Origin of the sequence: Aureimonas sp. SK2 (assembly GCF_029813115.1) — a bacterium.
GTDB lineage: Bacteria > Pseudomonadota > Alphaproteobacteria > Rhizobiales > Rhizobiaceae > Aureimonas.
The window spans coordinates 178,771-192,799 of record NZ_JAPZDS010000006.1 but is presented as its reverse complement, the minus strand read 5'-3'; the positions used below and the strand labels follow the sequence as shown (position 1 = coordinate 192,799).

The following is a 14,029-nucleotide window of genomic DNA, read 5'->3' as shown; positions in this document are numbered from 1 at the left end:
GCTTCCAGGAAACGATGCCATGCCCCAAGCCGCCCGCTCCCCCTGGATCGCCCTCTTCTGCGGCGCGGTGATCGTCACGATCGCCATGGGCCTGCGGCAGAGCTACGGCCTCCTGCTGCGCCCGATGGAACTCGAGATCGGCGTCGGGCGCGAGGCGTTCGGGCTGGCCATCGCCCTGCAGAACCTTCTTCTCGGCCTCGCCCAGCCCTTCATCGGCGCGATCGCCGACCGGCATGGCGCGGGGCGCGTGGCGGCCGTCGGCGGCCTCCTCTATGCGCTTGCGCTCGTCCTCGCCTCGCAGGTCTCGGGCGCCTTCGGCCTTCAGATGACGCTCGGCACGCTGCTCGGTCTTGCCATGACCGGCGTCACCTTCGTCGTGGTGCTCGGGGCGGTCGGGCGGTTCGTGCCGGCCGAGAAGCGCGGGCTCGCCTTCGGCATCGTGACGGCCGGCGGCTCCGTCGGCCAGTTCCTGCTGGTGCCGGCCATGCAGATGGCGATCGCCGGCCTCGGCTGGCGCGGCGCGCTTCTGGCGGGCGCCGCGCTCGCGGCCCTCATGGTGGTGCTGGCGGCGGGTATCGCCGGACGTCCGTCGTCCGCCCCTTCCGCCTCGTCCGCCCCGCCGCAGAAGCTCGGTGAAGCCCTGCGCCAGGCGGGCGGCCATGGCGGCTACTGGCTCCTGAACGTCGGCTTCTTCGTCTGCGGCTTCCACGTCGCCTTCATCGCGACCCACCTGCCAGCCTTTCTCGCCGACCAGGGCTTGGACCCCAGCGTCGGCGCACGTGCGCTGGCGCTGGTCGGTCTGTTCAACATCTTCGGGTCCTATGTCTTCGGCCTTTCGGCCGACCGGCTGCGAAAGAAGAACGTGCTGGCCGCGATCTATTTCGGTCGGGCCGTCGTGATCGTCGCCTTCCTTTCCGTGCCCTTCACGCCGATGTCGGCGACGCTCTTCGCCTGCGCCATGGGCTTCCTCTGGCTCGGCACCGTACCGCTGACGAGCGGCCTCGTCGGTCAGATCTTCGGCGTGCGCTATCTCTCGACGCTCTTCGGCATCGTCTTCATGAGCCACCAGATCGGCGCCTTCTTCGGTGCCTGGGCGGCCGGGCTCCTGTTCGAGCGCACGGGCAGCTACGATCTTGCCTGGACGGTATCGATCGCACTGGCCGTGATCGCGGGCCTCGCCAACCTGCCGATCCGCGACGCGCCCCTGCGCCCGCCGGTGGGAGCCGCCGCATGAGTCGCACGGTGGAATGGACCGCCTTCGGGCTTCTCGCGGGTCTTTCGGCTCTCGGCTATGCGCTGTGGCAGGCCGAGGGACTCGGCCTCTGGACCGGCATGGCCTTCGGCTTCTGCCTCTAGGAGGCGGGGGCCGCGATCTTCGCCAGCGCCGGTAGCAGCCCGCCCTCGACGCCCTCGCGCGTCAGCGGCCCGGTCTGCTTCCAGAGGATGGTGCCGTCCGGCCCGACCAGGAAGGTCTCCGGCACGCCGTAGACACCCCAGTCGATGGTGGAGCGGCCCGCCTCGTCCGTTCCGACCGCGTCGTACGGATTGCCGAGCTCCCGAAGGAATCCGAGCGCGTTGTCCGGCTGGTCCTTGTAGTTGATGCCGACGATGACGAAGCGCGGATCCTGCGACAGGGCCATCAGCGCGGGATGCTCCTGGCGGCAGGGCACACACCAGGAGGCGAAGACGTTGACGAGGCGCGTGCGGCCGTCGCCCGCCGCGAGGTCGATCCCCGGCACCGGGACGCCCGAGGCGTCGGCGAGGCCTGCGAGCGGCGGCAGGCGGGTTTGCGGCGCCGGCTTTCCGATCAGCGCGGAGGGCAGGAGCTGCGGGTCGTGGCCCGACAGGAGCTGGTAGAGGAACGTTCCGGCGAGCCCCGCGAAGATCACGACGGGCAGGACGACGAGAAGCGGGCGCCGGCGGCGCGTCTCGCTCATCGCGCCCGCCCCCGGCCGATCGCCGCTTCTAGGGCGGCGAGGCGGCGCTTCACGGCGCGTGCGTCGAGGAAGATCCAAAGGCTCAAGGCCCCGAGCGCGAAGGCGGCCATGCCGTAGGCCGCCGCGACGAAGGCGAAGTAGCTGCCGCTCATGGCCTCACGCGCTCCCCAGCGCCTGGCGGCGCTGTAGGCTGAGAAGGCGGCGGCGTCGGATCTCGGTGCGCATGGCGGTGAGGTGCAGGGCGAAGAACAGGAACGAGAAGCCGAGCGCCGAGAGCGCGAGGGGCCAGAGATAGGCGGGATCGAGCGTCGGCCCGTCCATGCGCAGCACGCTCGCCGGCTGGTGCAGCGTGTTCCACCAGTCCACCGAGAACTTGATGATCGGGATGATCACGAAGCCGACCAGCACGAAGACCGAGGCCATGCGCCCCGCGCGCTGCGGCTCCTCGAAGGCGCGCGTCAGCGCGATCAGGCCGAGATACATCAGGAACAGGACGAAGACGGAGGTGAGGCGCGCGTCCCAGACCCACCACGTGCCCCACATCGGCCGGCCCCAGACCGAGCCGGTGAAGAGGCAGAGGAAGGTGAAGACGGCGCCGATCGGCGCCGCCGCGCGGATCGACACTTCCGCGATCGGGTGGCGCCAGACGAGGAGCCCGAGCGCCGAGACGCTCATCACCGTCCAGATCATCATCGACAGCCAAGCGAAAGGCACGTGCACGAAGAGGATGCGCACCGTGGTGCCCTGCTGATAGTCCTCGGGCGCCGCGAGGCCGAGACCGAGGCCGGCGGCCAGGAGCGCCAGCGCCGCGGCGTAGAGCCATGGCTGCACGCGCCCTGACAGTTCCAGGAACCGTGTCGGGTTCGCCAGAAGCGCGAAGCGGGAAGGACGGGCGGCAAGGTCGCTCATAAGATCACGCTTCTAGAACGGGTCCAGCCCGGCCGCAAACGTCAGGTTCCCTTCGCCGGCCGGCCACCGATCCACAGCGCCATGCCGATCGAAGCCGGCGTGACCGGCTCGAAGCCGTATTTCGCATAGAGATGGCGGGCGTCGCCGTCGGCGATCAGGCTGACATAGGCGCTCTTCGGGGCGTTTTCGTGGAGCCAGTCCATCAGCGCGGCGAAGATGCGCTTGCCGAGCCCCCGCCCCTGGTGCTCCGGCTCCACCGCCATGTCCACGACCTGATAGAAGCAGCCGCCGTCGCCGATCACCCGGCCCATGGCGATCGTGCGCCCCTCGAACAGGATCGTGACGGCGAACAACGTGCCGCGAAGGCCGCGCTCGGCCGCCTCCTGCGTCTTGGGGCTGAGGCCGGAGACCTCGCGCAGGCGGCGATAGTCCTCGGCCGACGGCGTCTGGGCGACGAGATCGTAGGTCATCGTTCCGGCTCCGGTTCAATCGGTAGAAAGCTTCAGCGCCGCCGCCGCCGCCAGGGGCCCGAGCACGCCGTAGAGAAGCGTCAGCGCGCATAGGATCAGGAAGGGCGAACGGAACGGCGCCGGATCGTTCACCGCGCCGTAGGTGGCTGCGACGCCGAAGATCAGGACCGGCACGGCCAGCGGCAGGACCAGCACCGAGACGAGCACGCCGCCGCGCGGCAGCGAGGCCGCGACCCCGGCCCCGACCGCGCCGATCAGCACGATGGCGGGCGTGCCGGCCAGAAGCGTGAGCGCGGTGGCGGCGAGCGCGGCCGGCTCCAGGGCCAGGAACAGGCCGAGCAGCGGGCTCGCCAATACCAGCGGTAGGCACGAGGCGGTCCAGAGCGCCGCGCATTTCGACAGGATCGCGAGCGGCGGCGCGACGGGTCCGGTGAGAATCAGGTCGAGCCCGCCGTCGTCGCGGTCGGCCTGGAACAGGCGGTCGAGTGTCAGAAGGGTCGAAAGCAGCGCGCCGATCCAGAGGATGGCCGGTCCGATCCGAGACAGGAGTGCGAGATCCGGCCCGACGCCGAAGGGGATCGTCGCCACCACGGCCAGAAAGAACACGACGCCGACGAGACCGCTTCCCGAGCCGGAAAGCTGGAGCGCGAGATCGCGTCGGAACAGTGCCAGCATCAGCCGATCTCGTCCCAGCCGCCGATCTCGGCCGGCAGGGATTCCGGAGCGGCGATCGGCTCCAGGTGGAGGCTGCGCGCGGGGCCGAGGTCGAGCGGCTGGTGCGTGGCGGCGATCACGATCCCGCCCCGTTCCCGATGGGCGCGGCAGAGCCCGGCGATCCGCGCCTGCGAGGCGCCGTCGAGCGCCGTGGTCGGCTCGTCCAGGAGCCAGAGCGGCCGCGCGCAGACGAGAAGCCGCGCGAAGGCCGCCCGCCGCTGCTGCCCGGCCGACAGGGCGCCGACGGCGAGTTCCGCCGCGCCGTCGAGACCGACGGCCGCAAGGGCCTCCTCCGGCGACAGGGCCGGGCGACCGAGGAAGTCGGCCCAGAAGGCGAGCTCGGCACCGACCGTGCGACCGGGCTTCATGGCGTTGCGGTGCCCGAGATAGTGAGCGGCCTCGATCGGACGTCGCGCCGGCTCGCCGTCCGGCACGCGCGCGCCTGCGACCGAGACGCCCCCCGTCAGAGGCGGCAGGAGCCCCGCCAGCGTGCGCAGGAGCGTCGACTTGCCCGCCCCGTTCGGCCCAGTGACGACCAGCGCCTCGCCCGCGCTCAACGTCAGGTCGAGCGGCCGCGAAAGAGCGCGCCGGCCGCGACCGACGACGAGGCCGGAAAGGGTGAGATCGAGCACGGGCGGACGCCTCTTCTCCAGAGCCGGCGGGTGGCCGGGACGGCAGGATGGGAGTTGCGTTTCTGGCGGGCGCGCGGCGCGAAGGCAAGCCGCGGCGCGCGAGGGTGGAGCGAAGGTGGAATTCCCTAACCCAAAGGCGCGGCGGCGCGGCTTTCCCCCTTTATAGCGATTACAATCTTGCCTATAAGGCGCCCAACCACTCCAGCGACCGGCGTGGAGTCATCAGCGCCGATCTCCGTGCCCCGCTCGTTTTCCGGGCGGGTACTGAGGCGGACGGGCGGAAATGGTCGTACCCGCATCTCCATCGTGCCCGGCCCGAGGGCACGGCGGTCGTTCGCCTTTCGGACATTCTTTGGTTCGAGAAGGAACGAGAGTTCTATGTCCCATCCCGATAGCTTCAAAAGCCGCAAGACGCTCGACGTCGGCGGCAAGCAGTACGTCTACTTCGACCTCAAGGAGGCCGAAAAGAACGGACTGCAGGGCGCCTCGCGCCTGCCCTACTCCCTCAAGGTGATCCTCGAGAACCTTCTGCGCAACGAGGACGGCCGCACGGTCCTGGCCGACGACATCCGCGCCATGGTCAAGTGGCTGGACGACAAGGGCACGGCGGGTCACGAGATCGCCTATCGCCCTGCGCGCGTCCTGATGCAGGACTTCACCGGCGTTCCCGCCGTCGTGGATCTCGCCGCCATGCGCGACGCCACCGAGACGCTCGGCGCCGACCCCAAGAAGATCAACCCGCTGGTGCCGGTCGACCTCGTGATCGATCACTCCGTCATGGTCGACTATTTCGGCCAGCCGGACTCGTTCGCCAAGAATGTCGACGTCGAATACGACCGCAACGGCGAGCGCTACACGTTCCTGCGCTGGGGCTCCGGCGCCTTCCAGAACTTCCGCGTCGTGCCTCCGGGCACCGGCATCTGCCACCAGGTGAACCTCGAATACCTGGCCCAGACCGTCTGGACCAAGGACGAGAACGGCGAGACGATCGCCTATCCGGACACGCTGGTCGGCACCGATTCGCACACGACCATGGTCAACGGCCTCGCGGTTCTCGGCTGGGGCGTCGGCGGCATCGAGGCGGAGGCGGCCATGCTCGGCCAGCCGATCTCCATGCTGATTCCGGAAGTCATCGGCTTCCGCCTTGACGGCAAGCTGCCCGAGGGCACTACGGCGACCGACCTCGTGCTCACCGTCACCGAGATGCTGCGCAAGAAGGGCGTCGTCGGCAAGTTCGTCGAGTTCTACGGCCCGGGCCTCGCCAACCTCACGCTGGAGGACCAGGCGACCATCGCCAACATGGCCCCGGAATACGGCGCCACCTGCGGCTTCTTCCCGATCGACAAGGACACGATCGCCTATCTGGAGGCGACCGGCCGCGACAAGGCGCGCATCGCGCTGGTCGAGGCCTATGCCAAGGCGCAAGGGATGTGGTTCGACGCGTCGGCCGCCGAGCCCGTCTTCACCGACACGCTCTCGCTCGACCTCTCGACCGTCGTCCCCTCGCTCGCCGGCCCGAAGCGCCCGCAGGACCGCGTCGCGCTGACCGAAGCCTCGGCCAAGTTCCGCACCGCGCTGACCGAGCTGCAGGGCGGTCGTAAGACCAGCGAGCTGCCCTCCTCCGTCGGCGATTCGCGCTACATGGACGAGGGCGCGACGCCCCCGGCCCAGACGCCCGACACCGTGCGCCATCCGGTGGAAGGCGCGGACCACGGCATCTCCGACGGCGACGTCGTGATCGCCGCGATCACGTCGTGCACCAACACGTCCAACCCGAACGTGCTGGTCGCCGCCGGCCTCGTCGCCCGCAAGGCGGCGGCCCTCGGCCTGAAGCCGAAGCCCTGGGTCAAGACCTCGCTGGCGCCGGGATCCCAGGTCGTCACCGAATATCTCGAGAAGGCCGGGCTCCAGAAGGACCTCGACGCCCTCGGCTTCAACCTCGTCGGCTACGGCTGCACGACCTGCATCGGCAATTCCGGCCCGCTGGCCGAGCCGATCTCCGAGGCGATCAACAAGAACGACCTCGTGGCCGTGTCGGTGCTTTCGGGCAACCGCAACTTCGAGGGCCGCGTGAACCCGGACGTGCGGGCGAACTACCTCGCCTCGCCCCCGCTCGTCGTGGCCTACGCCATCGCCGGTTCGATGTTCGTGGACATCACGAAGGACCCGCTCGGCAAGGACCAGAACGGCAACGACGTCTTCCTGAAGGACATCTGGCCGACCACGCAGGAAGTCACCGAGATCGTCCGCCGGACGGTCACGCGCGACCTCTTCGAGACCCGCTACTCCGACGTCTTCAAGGGCGATCCGAACTGGCAGAAGATCGCGGTCTCGGGCGGCCTGACCTACGACTGGGACGACCGTTCGACCTACGTGCAGAACCCGCCCTACTTCGAGGGCATGTCGATGACGCCGGAAGCCGTCACCGACATCAAGAACGCGCGCGTCCTCGCGCTCTTCCTCGACTCGATCACGACCGACCACATCTCGCCGGCCGGCTCGATCAAGAAGAACGGTCCGGCGGGCGAGTACCTCGTCTCGCACCAGGTGCGCCCCGTGGACTTCAACTCCTATGGCGCGCGTCGCGGCAACCATGAAGTCATGATGCGCGGCACCTTCGCCAACATCCGCATCAAGAACCAGATGGTGCCGGGCGTCGAAGGCGGCATCACCAAGCACTTCCCCTCCGGCGAGCAGCTCGCGATCTACGACGCGGCGATGAAGTACCAGAAGGACGAGGTCCCGCTGGTGATCTTCGCCGGCAAGGAATACGGCACCGGCTCCTCGCGCGACTGGGCGGCCAAGGGCACCGTGCTCCTCGGCGTTCGCGCCGTGATCACGCAGAGCTTCGAGCGCATCCACCGCTCCAACCTCGTGGGCATGGGCGTCGTGCCCTTCGTCTTCCAGGAAGGCACGAGCTGGCAGTCGCTCGGGCTCACGGGCGAGGAGACCGTGACGATCGAGGGGCTGACCGAGGTCAAGCCGCGCCAGACCATGAACGCCACCATCACCCGCCCCAACGGCGAAGTGCTGACCGTTCCGCTGCTCTGCCGCATCGATACGCTGGACGAGCTGGAATACTTCAAGAACGGCGGCATCCTGCACTACGTGCTGCGCCAGCTCGCCGCCTGATCGGCGGCCACCCGTTCGACTGCGTCTCCAGCGCCGCCGCCCGAGAGGGCGGCGGCGTTTTCGTTGGGGCAGCCGAGGGCTCACCCCCAATTGAACGCGTCGCGATCAATCCGCGCTTCTGTCCGGAGCCCGTCCGGTCCATCTAGGAGATGGTCGAAGGCGGATGGAGTACGTACCTCATGGCGTCACGCGGATTGTCGTCCCTTTGGCTTCTCGGCCTTGCCGGCCTCGCATTTGCGGGACCTGCAATGGCTCAGGATCGCAGCGCGTCCAGCCGCGAGGTGAGCGGCGTCCTGGAATTCTTCACCAGCCAGAGCTGTGTGGACTGCCGGCCGGCCGGCGCCGTCGCCGCACGCCTGGGTTCTGCGCCCGGCGTCGTGGTGCTCGCCTATCATGTGGACTACTGGGACTACACGGGCTGGCGCGACCAGTTGGCCGATCGCAAGAACACGGAGCGCCAGAAGAGCTACGCCAAGCGACTGAAGCTCGGCGCGCTCGTCACACCCCAGGTGGTCGTCAACGGCCGGCGGGCGGTGGACGGGGGCGACGAAGAGGCTGTCGCCAGCGCCATGGCCGAGACACCGCTCGGCGCTTCGACCGCTACCGGTGAGATCCGCATGCGCCGGCAGGGAAACGCCCTGCATATCGAGGCGAAGGCCTCGGGCGGCGAGCCCGGCCGTCCGGCGCCCGTGCTCATTCTCGTCACCTATAGCGAGCGGGTCGAGACCGCGGTGCCGGAGGGCGAGACCGGAGGGATCCGCGTGGACCACTTCCCGGTGCGCGACTGGCGCATCCTCGGCTCGGTGGATCGCGAGTCGATCGAGGTGGAGATGCCGCTCGGCCTGCTGGCCGAGGACAATGACGGCAAGGGGCGAACCGGCCACGCGGCCATTCTCCAGATGGTGGGCACGGACAACAAGCCTGGCCCGATCCTGGCGGCCGCCGCGCTGGAGTTCTGAGCGTCAGGAGACGTTCGGTGGGTGAAGCGTTGCAACCGGCTGGGCCTGCCTCCATTTCCATGACAGGATGATGTCGCAGGCTGCGAGGCCGATGTGGCGTGTCCTGCCCGCCGAGCCTTCGCATGCCGGCGGGACGGAAATGGGGAATGGACGATTTGACCGATTCACTGCCGCAGCCTTCCGCCACCCTGATCGACCTCGCGACGGTCCGGGGTTCCGCCGCTCCCGAGATCGTCTCCTTCGACCGGCACGAGCTCGGCCAGATCCTCCGGGTCTACGGGCGCATGGTGGCGGCGGGCGAGTGGCGGGACTACGCGATCGACACGTTGAGGGACCGCGCCGTCTTCTCGATCTTCCGCCGCGCTTCCGAGATGCCGCTTTTCCGCATCGAGAAGAATCCCAAGCTGGCCCGACGCCAGGGCGCCTACAGCGTGACCGCCGCAAGCGGCCTCGTCCTCAAGCGCGGCCACGAGCTTGAGCCCGTGCTGCGCGTCTTCGACAAGGCCCTCAAGCTGATCGAGGACTGAGAATCTCGCGCGCCACCGCCTCCGCCGTGGCGATCGTCGCGAACTCGCCCGAGAGATTGGCGAGCGTCATGGCGTGGACGTCTTCGGCCCGGTGAATTTGTCCGTCCGGCCCCGCGAGGTCGAAGGTCCACGCCGCGTCCTCGACCAGCACCGCGTCGAAGCCGAGATTGCCGGCCATTCGGGTCGTGGTTTCGACGCAATGGTTCGTGGTCGCGCCGCAGATCACCACGCGCGTCACGCCGGCCGCCCGAAGCCTTGCTTCCAGATCGGTGCCGATGAAGGCGCTGTTGACGGTCTTCACGATCACCGGTTCACCGGGTCGCTCGCGCGCGACGTCTTCCACCGCGTAGCCGCTCGCCTGCGGGTGGAAGGACGAGCCGGGGGTGGCGTTCTCGTGCCGGATATGGACGATCGGCAGTCCGGCCTGCCGGAAGGCCGACAGAAGCTCGGCGATGCGCCGGAGCGCTTCCGGATTGTTGCGGCGCCGCCCCGCCGCCTCCCATTGCGCGAAGGCGAGCTGCACGTCGATCACGACGAGGGCCGTGCTCATGTCAGCGTGCCGGGATAGACCGCCTCGTCTGGCAGCGTCGCCTTGCCGCCGTTCAGGGCGTATTGCATGAAGACGGTATCAATCCACCGGCCGAACTTGAAGCCGGACCCTTCGAACACGCCGATATGGGTGAAGCCGAGCTTGGCGTGGACCTTGATGGAGGGCGCGTTGTCGGCCCCGCCGATCACCGCGATCATCTGGCGGAAGCCCTTGTCTTGGGCCGCATCCAGAAGGCGGCGCAGGAGCGCCGTGCCGACGCCCCTCCCCTTGGCCTCGGGCGCGAGGTAGATCGAATCCTCCACCGTCCAACGATAGGCCGGCCGGGCGCGGAACGGGCCGGCATAGGCGTAGCCGATCACGGCGCCCTCGGCATCGCAGGCCACGAAATACGGGTAGTCCTGGCGAAGCGTGGCGGTCATGCGCGCGGCCATCTCCGCCTCGTCGGGCGGCGTCAGCTCGTAGGTGGCGGTGCCGTGGAGCACGGCCTCCTCGTAAATGCGGGTGATCGCGGGAATGTCGCCGGTTGTGGCGTCGCGAAGGGTGAAGGCGCTCATGGTCACTGCCGTGGGGGATTCGTGTCCCGTCAGCTTAGAGCCGCCAATCCGCCGCCTCAACGCTGGGGCATTCCCCGCCCATGAAAAAGGGGCAGCCCTCGCAGGCCGCCCCCGGTATCCGCTTCTCTCGCAATCGCTTAGTCGCGATTGCCGAAGAGCTGCAGCATGAACATGAACATGTTGATGAAGTTCAGGTAGAGCGACAGGGCGCCCATGATCGCCTTGCGGCCGGCCACGAGCGTGTCGTCGCCTTCCCAGTACATCTCCTTGATGCGCTGCGTGTCGTAGGCCGTGAGGCCGGCGAACACGAGGACGCCGATCACCGAGATGGCGAAGCCCAGCGCCGAGGACTGGAGGAAGATGTTCACGATCATCGCGATGATGACGCCGAACACGCCCATGATCAGGAACGAGCCCATGCCCGACAGGTCGCGCTTGGTCGTGTAGCCGAAGAGCGACAGCGCGCCGAACGAGGCAGCCGTGATGAAGAAGACCTGGACGATCGATTCCTGCGTGTAGACGAGGAAGATCGTCGACAGGGACAGGCCGACCATCGCGGCATAGGCCCAGAAGGTGGTCTGCGCGGCCGAGACGCTCATCTTATGGACGCGGAACGACAGGAAGAAGACCATCGCCAGAGGCGCCAGCATCAGCACCCACTTCAGCGGCGAGACGAACACCGTCACGCCGAGCTGGGTCAGCATCGTGCCGTTGAATTCGGCCGCGGCGAGCGCCGGATCGGTCGTCGTCGCCAGCGAGAACAGGCCGTAGGCCGCCACGCCGGTGATGACGAGGCCGATGGCCATCAGGTTGTAGACTTTGAGCATGTAGGCCCGCAGGCCCTGGTCGATCGAGGCGTCGACCCGGCTGCCCGCAGCCGGAACGCTCCTGACGCCACTGTTCCATTTTTCAGCCATCAACGTCGTCCTTTCGCATGTCATCCCGTCGGGTGTCGTTCGGCTCATGGTCGAGCCGGGGCGCCGCTGGCGGGACTCGCAGCAACCTTTCAGAGGAAATATGCGAAGGTGGCACGCAGTGCACAAGGGCGGTCGGGCGGCCCAAGGCACGGCGAACCGCGCTTTGGCGATTAAATTTCCGTTATTTGCGCGGCGTTAACCGCGTCCGGCGATCACAGCTCCCGCAGGACCGGCGCCGCCTTCTGGCCGAGGATGCGCCAGGTGCCGGCCAGCCCGAACCCGACGGTGAGGACCAGCGCGGCGACCAGCGTCGCGACCGCGAGCCCGCCGTCGAAGGCGAAGGGCAGCCGCATGATCCGGGCGACGACGTACCAGGCCGCAAGCGCTCCCGCTCCTACGGCGAAGAAGGCTGTCGCCGCGCCCAGCGACATGTATTCGGTGACATAGGCGCGGATCAGCGTCGCCCGCGTCGCCCCCAGCGTCTTCAGGACGACCGCGTCGTGGACGCGCGCCCGGTTGCCCGCCGCCAGCGCGCCCGACAGGACGAGGACGGAGGCCACCAGCGCAACCGCCGCCGCGGCGCGGATGGCGAGCGCGAGCTGCGCCACCAGGGCGTTGACCGCATCCAGTGCATCCTTCACGCGAACCGTTGTCACGGCGGGAAACGTGTTGGAAATGCCCGACAGGACCGTGCGCTCGGCGTCCGCCGTGTCGTTCGCCATCTCCAGCGTCGCCAGCCAGGCATGGGGCGCGCCGGCGAAGGTGTTGGGCGAGAAGACCATCACGAAGTTGATGGCGAGCGACTCCCACTGCACCTCGCGGAAATTGGCGATGCGCGCCGTGATCTCTCGGCCGAGCACGTTGACGGTGATCGTGTCGCCGAGCTTGAGCCCGAGTTCGCGCCCTTCCTCGGCGGCAAAGGAGACTAGCGGCTCGCCGGCATAATCGGCCGGCCACCACTCGCCAGCGATGAGCGTCGCGCCGTCCGGAAGGGTTGCGTCGTAGGTGATGCCCCGATCGCCGCGCAGCACCCAGGCGCCTTCCGGTGGGACCTCGATCTTCGACACGTCCGTGCCGTTGAGCTGCGTGATGCGACCGCGCAGCATCGGCACGTCGGTGAGGGTCGAGCCGGGCGAGAGTTCGGCGATCTTCGTGCGGAAGGCGTCGACCTCGGCGGACTGGATATCCACGAAGAAGAAGTTCGGCGCCCGCGCCGCCAGCGTCCCGCCGATCTCGTTGCGCAGGTTCCGGTCGATGGAGGCCAGGGTGACGAGCAGCGTCAGCCCGAGCCCGAGCGAGAGGACCACCGAGGCGGTCAGCGCGCCGGGGCGGTGGATGTTGCCGATGGCCAATCGCAGCGGCGTCGAGCGCACGCGCGGCAGGCGCGCCGCGCCCCACCGGATGGCGACGGCCACCAGCCGCAGGATGACGAAGGCGACACCGGTCGCGACGAGGAACACCGCCGCCACGCGCTTGTCGCTCGACATCAGGAGCGCGAGGCCCGCGATGGCGGCGGCGAGCGCGATCGCCGCGCCGGCATAGGCCCAGCGCATACGAAAATTGCCCGGCCCGTCGTTGGACCTGAACAGGGCCGTGGCCGCGACGTCGCGCGTGCGCCCGAGCGGCAGGACGGCGAAGGCGAGCGCGGTGAGATAGCCGAACACGGCGCCGATCAGGAGCGCGACGGGATAGACGGAGGCCTCGGCCGCGATCGGGATGTGCGCTTCCAGAAAGCGCGCGGCGAAGAAGGGCGCGGTCGCGCCCAGCAGCAGCCCGAGCACGATGCCGACCGTCGAGAGGATCAGGATTTGGAGGAGATAGACCGTGACGACGAAGCGCCCGCTGGCGCCCAGGCTCTTGAAGGTCGCGATCACCGTGCGCTTGGAATCGAGATAGGCGGCCACCGCGTTGGCGATGCCGACGCCACCGACCACCAGCGCGGTGAGGCCGACGAGCGTCAGGAACTGCGAGAAGCGCTCGATGTTGCGCTGGAGCGAGGGGGCCGCCTCGCTGGCGTCGCGGATGCTCCAGCCGGCCTGCGGAAAGCGGGCGTTGGCTTCGGCCTGCACCGCGTCTGCCTCGGTCGCGGGATTTGCGAAGCGGAGCTTGTAGTCGTATTCCACCAGCGAGCCCGGCTGGACGAGACCGGTGGCGGCCAGCGCATCCAGCGATACGAGGAGGCGCGGCGCGAAGATGAAGCCGTCGGACAGGACGTCCGGCTCGCGGGTGAGCACGCCGCGCAGCTCGATCTCGATGCCGCCGAGGAGGATCGTCGCGCCGGGCCGCAGGCCCAGGCGGTCGAAGAACTCCGGGGCGGCCAGGGCGCCGTAGCGCCCGTCGCGCTCCGCGAGGAGCGTCGGCAGGGGTTCGGCCGGCTCGGAGCCGACCGCGCCGAAGAGGGGGTAGTTGGCATCGACCGCCTTGACCTCGCTCAAGGTCTGGTTGGAGCCGTCGGGCAGCCGCGCCATGGAGCGCAGCGAGCCGCTTTCCGCCACCGTGCCGTAGCCCGCCAGGAAGGCCCGCTCGTCGGCGGAGGCCTGCCGCTGGTTGAGGCCGAAGCGCATGTCGCCGCCCAGGATCGTGCGGCCCTCGCGCTGGATGCCGCTCGTCATCATCTCCGACACCGAGTTCACCGCCGCGATGGAGGCGACGCCGAGCGTCAGGCAGGCGAGGAAGATGACGAAGCCGCGCAGACCGCCGCGCATCTCGCGCAGGGCGAAGCGGAGGG

At 68.9% G+C, this 14,029-nt stretch carries 15 protein-coding genes; 5 read left to right on the top strand and 10 right to left on the bottom strand.

The window, feature by feature from the left end; all coding sequences use genetic code 11:
* Nucleotides 1–19 precede the first annotated feature (19 nt).
* Nucleotides 20–1,234 (top strand): MFS transporter, encoded by a 1,215-nt coding sequence (locus O5O54_RS09845; RefSeq protein ID WP_279481155.1) that lies wholly within the window; start codon nucleotides 20–22, stop codon nucleotides 1,232–1,234.
* Nucleotides 1,231–1,356 (top strand): hypothetical protein, encoded by a 126-nt coding sequence (locus tag O5O54_RS09840; RefSeq protein WP_279481153.1) that lies wholly within the window; start codon nucleotides 1,231–1,233, stop codon nucleotides 1,354–1,356. Before O5O54_RS09845 ends, O5O54_RS09840 begins: the two co-directional genes overlap by 4 nt.
* Here O5O54_RS09840 and O5O54_RS09835 read toward each other — a convergent pair.
* From O5O54_RS09835 to ccmA, 6 genes are read right to left on the bottom strand one after another with little or no spacing between them, the layout of a single operon-like run.
* Nucleotides 1,353–1,937 (bottom strand): DsbE family thiol:disulfide interchange protein, encoded by a 585-nt coding sequence (locus O5O54_RS09835; protein WP_279481150.1) that lies wholly within the window; start codon nucleotides 1,935–1,937, stop codon nucleotides 1,353–1,355. The two genes, O5O54_RS09840 and O5O54_RS09835, sit on opposite strands and share 4 nt — an antisense overlap.
* A complete protein-coding gene (ccmD, locus tag O5O54_RS09830) occupies nucleotides 1,934–2,089 on the bottom strand; it encodes a heme exporter protein CcmD (RefSeq protein ID WP_279481149.1) in 156 nt (51 codons plus the stop codon). Before ccmD ends, O5O54_RS09835 begins: the two co-directional genes overlap by 4 nt.
* 4 nt (nucleotides 2,090–2,093) lie before the next feature.
* Nucleotides 2,094–2,846: a heme ABC transporter permease gene (locus tag O5O54_RS09825; RefSeq protein WP_279481147.1), complete on the bottom strand. Its 753-nt coding sequence runs from the start codon at nucleotides 2,844–2,846 to the stop codon at nucleotides 2,094–2,096.
* A 41-nt stretch (nucleotides 2,847–2,887) separates the two neighbouring features.
* Nucleotides 2,888–3,316, bottom strand: a complete 429-nt coding sequence (locus O5O54_RS09820; protein WP_279481144.1) for a GNAT family N-acetyltransferase — start codon at nucleotides 3,314–3,316, stop codon at nucleotides 2,888–2,890.
* A 15-nt stretch (nucleotides 3,317–3,331) separates the two neighbouring features.
* A complete protein-coding gene (gene ccmB / locus O5O54_RS09815) occupies nucleotides 3,332–3,991 on the bottom strand; it encodes a heme exporter protein CcmB (RefSeq protein WP_279481143.1) in 660 nt (219 codons plus the stop codon).
* A complete protein-coding gene (gene ccmA / locus O5O54_RS09810) occupies nucleotides 3,991–4,662 on the bottom strand; it encodes a heme ABC exporter ATP-binding protein CcmA (RefSeq protein ID WP_279481141.1) in 672 nt (223 codons plus the stop codon). Before ccmA ends, ccmB begins: the two co-directional genes overlap by 1 nt.
* 378 nt (nucleotides 4,663–5,040) lie before the next feature.
* On the opposite strand from ccmA, the gene acnA reads away from it, so the two are divergent.
* From acnA to O5O54_RS09795, 3 genes are all read left to right on the top strand, one after another.
* Nucleotides 5,041–7,794, top strand: a complete 2,754-nt coding sequence (gene acnA / locus O5O54_RS09805) for an aconitate hydratase AcnA (protein ID WP_279481139.1) — start codon at nucleotides 5,041–5,043, stop codon at nucleotides 7,792–7,794.
* Nucleotides 7,795–8,042: 248 nt separating this feature from the next.
* Entirely contained in the window at nucleotides 8,043–8,753 is a 711-nt protein-coding gene (locus O5O54_RS09800; protein WP_279481138.1) for a DUF1223 domain-containing protein, read from the top strand.
* A gap of 122 nt (nucleotides 8,754–8,875) precedes the next feature.
* Nucleotides 8,876–9,280 (top strand): DUF2794 domain-containing protein, encoded by a 405-nt coding sequence (locus O5O54_RS09795; protein WP_279481136.1) that lies wholly within the window; start codon nucleotides 8,876–8,878, stop codon nucleotides 9,278–9,280.
* On the opposite strand, the gene O5O54_RS09790 is transcribed toward O5O54_RS09795, so the two are convergent.
* The 4 genes from O5O54_RS09790 to O5O54_RS09775 all read right to left on the bottom strand — a co-directional run bounded on the left by O5O54_RS09790 (nucleotide 9,261) and on the right by O5O54_RS09775 (nucleotide 14,006).
* The gene (locus O5O54_RS09790; protein WP_279481134.1) at nucleotides 9,261–9,830 is read right to left on the bottom strand and encodes a cysteine hydrolase family protein; all 570 of its coding nucleotides are present in this window, start codon (nucleotides 9,828–9,830) and stop codon (nucleotides 9,261–9,263) included. The genes O5O54_RS09795 and O5O54_RS09790 overlap by 20 nt on opposite strands.
* Entirely contained in the window at nucleotides 9,827–10,384 is a 558-nt protein-coding gene (locus O5O54_RS09785) for a GNAT family N-acetyltransferase (RefSeq protein ID WP_279481132.1), read from the bottom strand. The genes O5O54_RS09790 and O5O54_RS09785 overlap by 4 nt, the downstream gene beginning before the upstream one ends.
* Nucleotides 10,385–10,521: 137 nt before the next feature.
* Complete coding sequence (locus tag O5O54_RS09780) at nucleotides 10,522–11,301, bottom strand: Bax inhibitor-1/YccA family protein (protein WP_279481130.1); 780 nt, start codon at nucleotides 11,299–11,301, stop codon at nucleotides 10,522–10,524.
* 212 nt (nucleotides 11,302–11,513) lie between these two features.
* Nucleotides 11,514–14,006, bottom strand: a complete 2,493-nt coding sequence (locus O5O54_RS09775; protein ID WP_279481371.1) for an ABC transporter permease — start codon at nucleotides 14,004–14,006, stop codon at nucleotides 11,514–11,516.
* Nucleotides 14,007–14,029 lie beyond the last annotated feature (23 nt).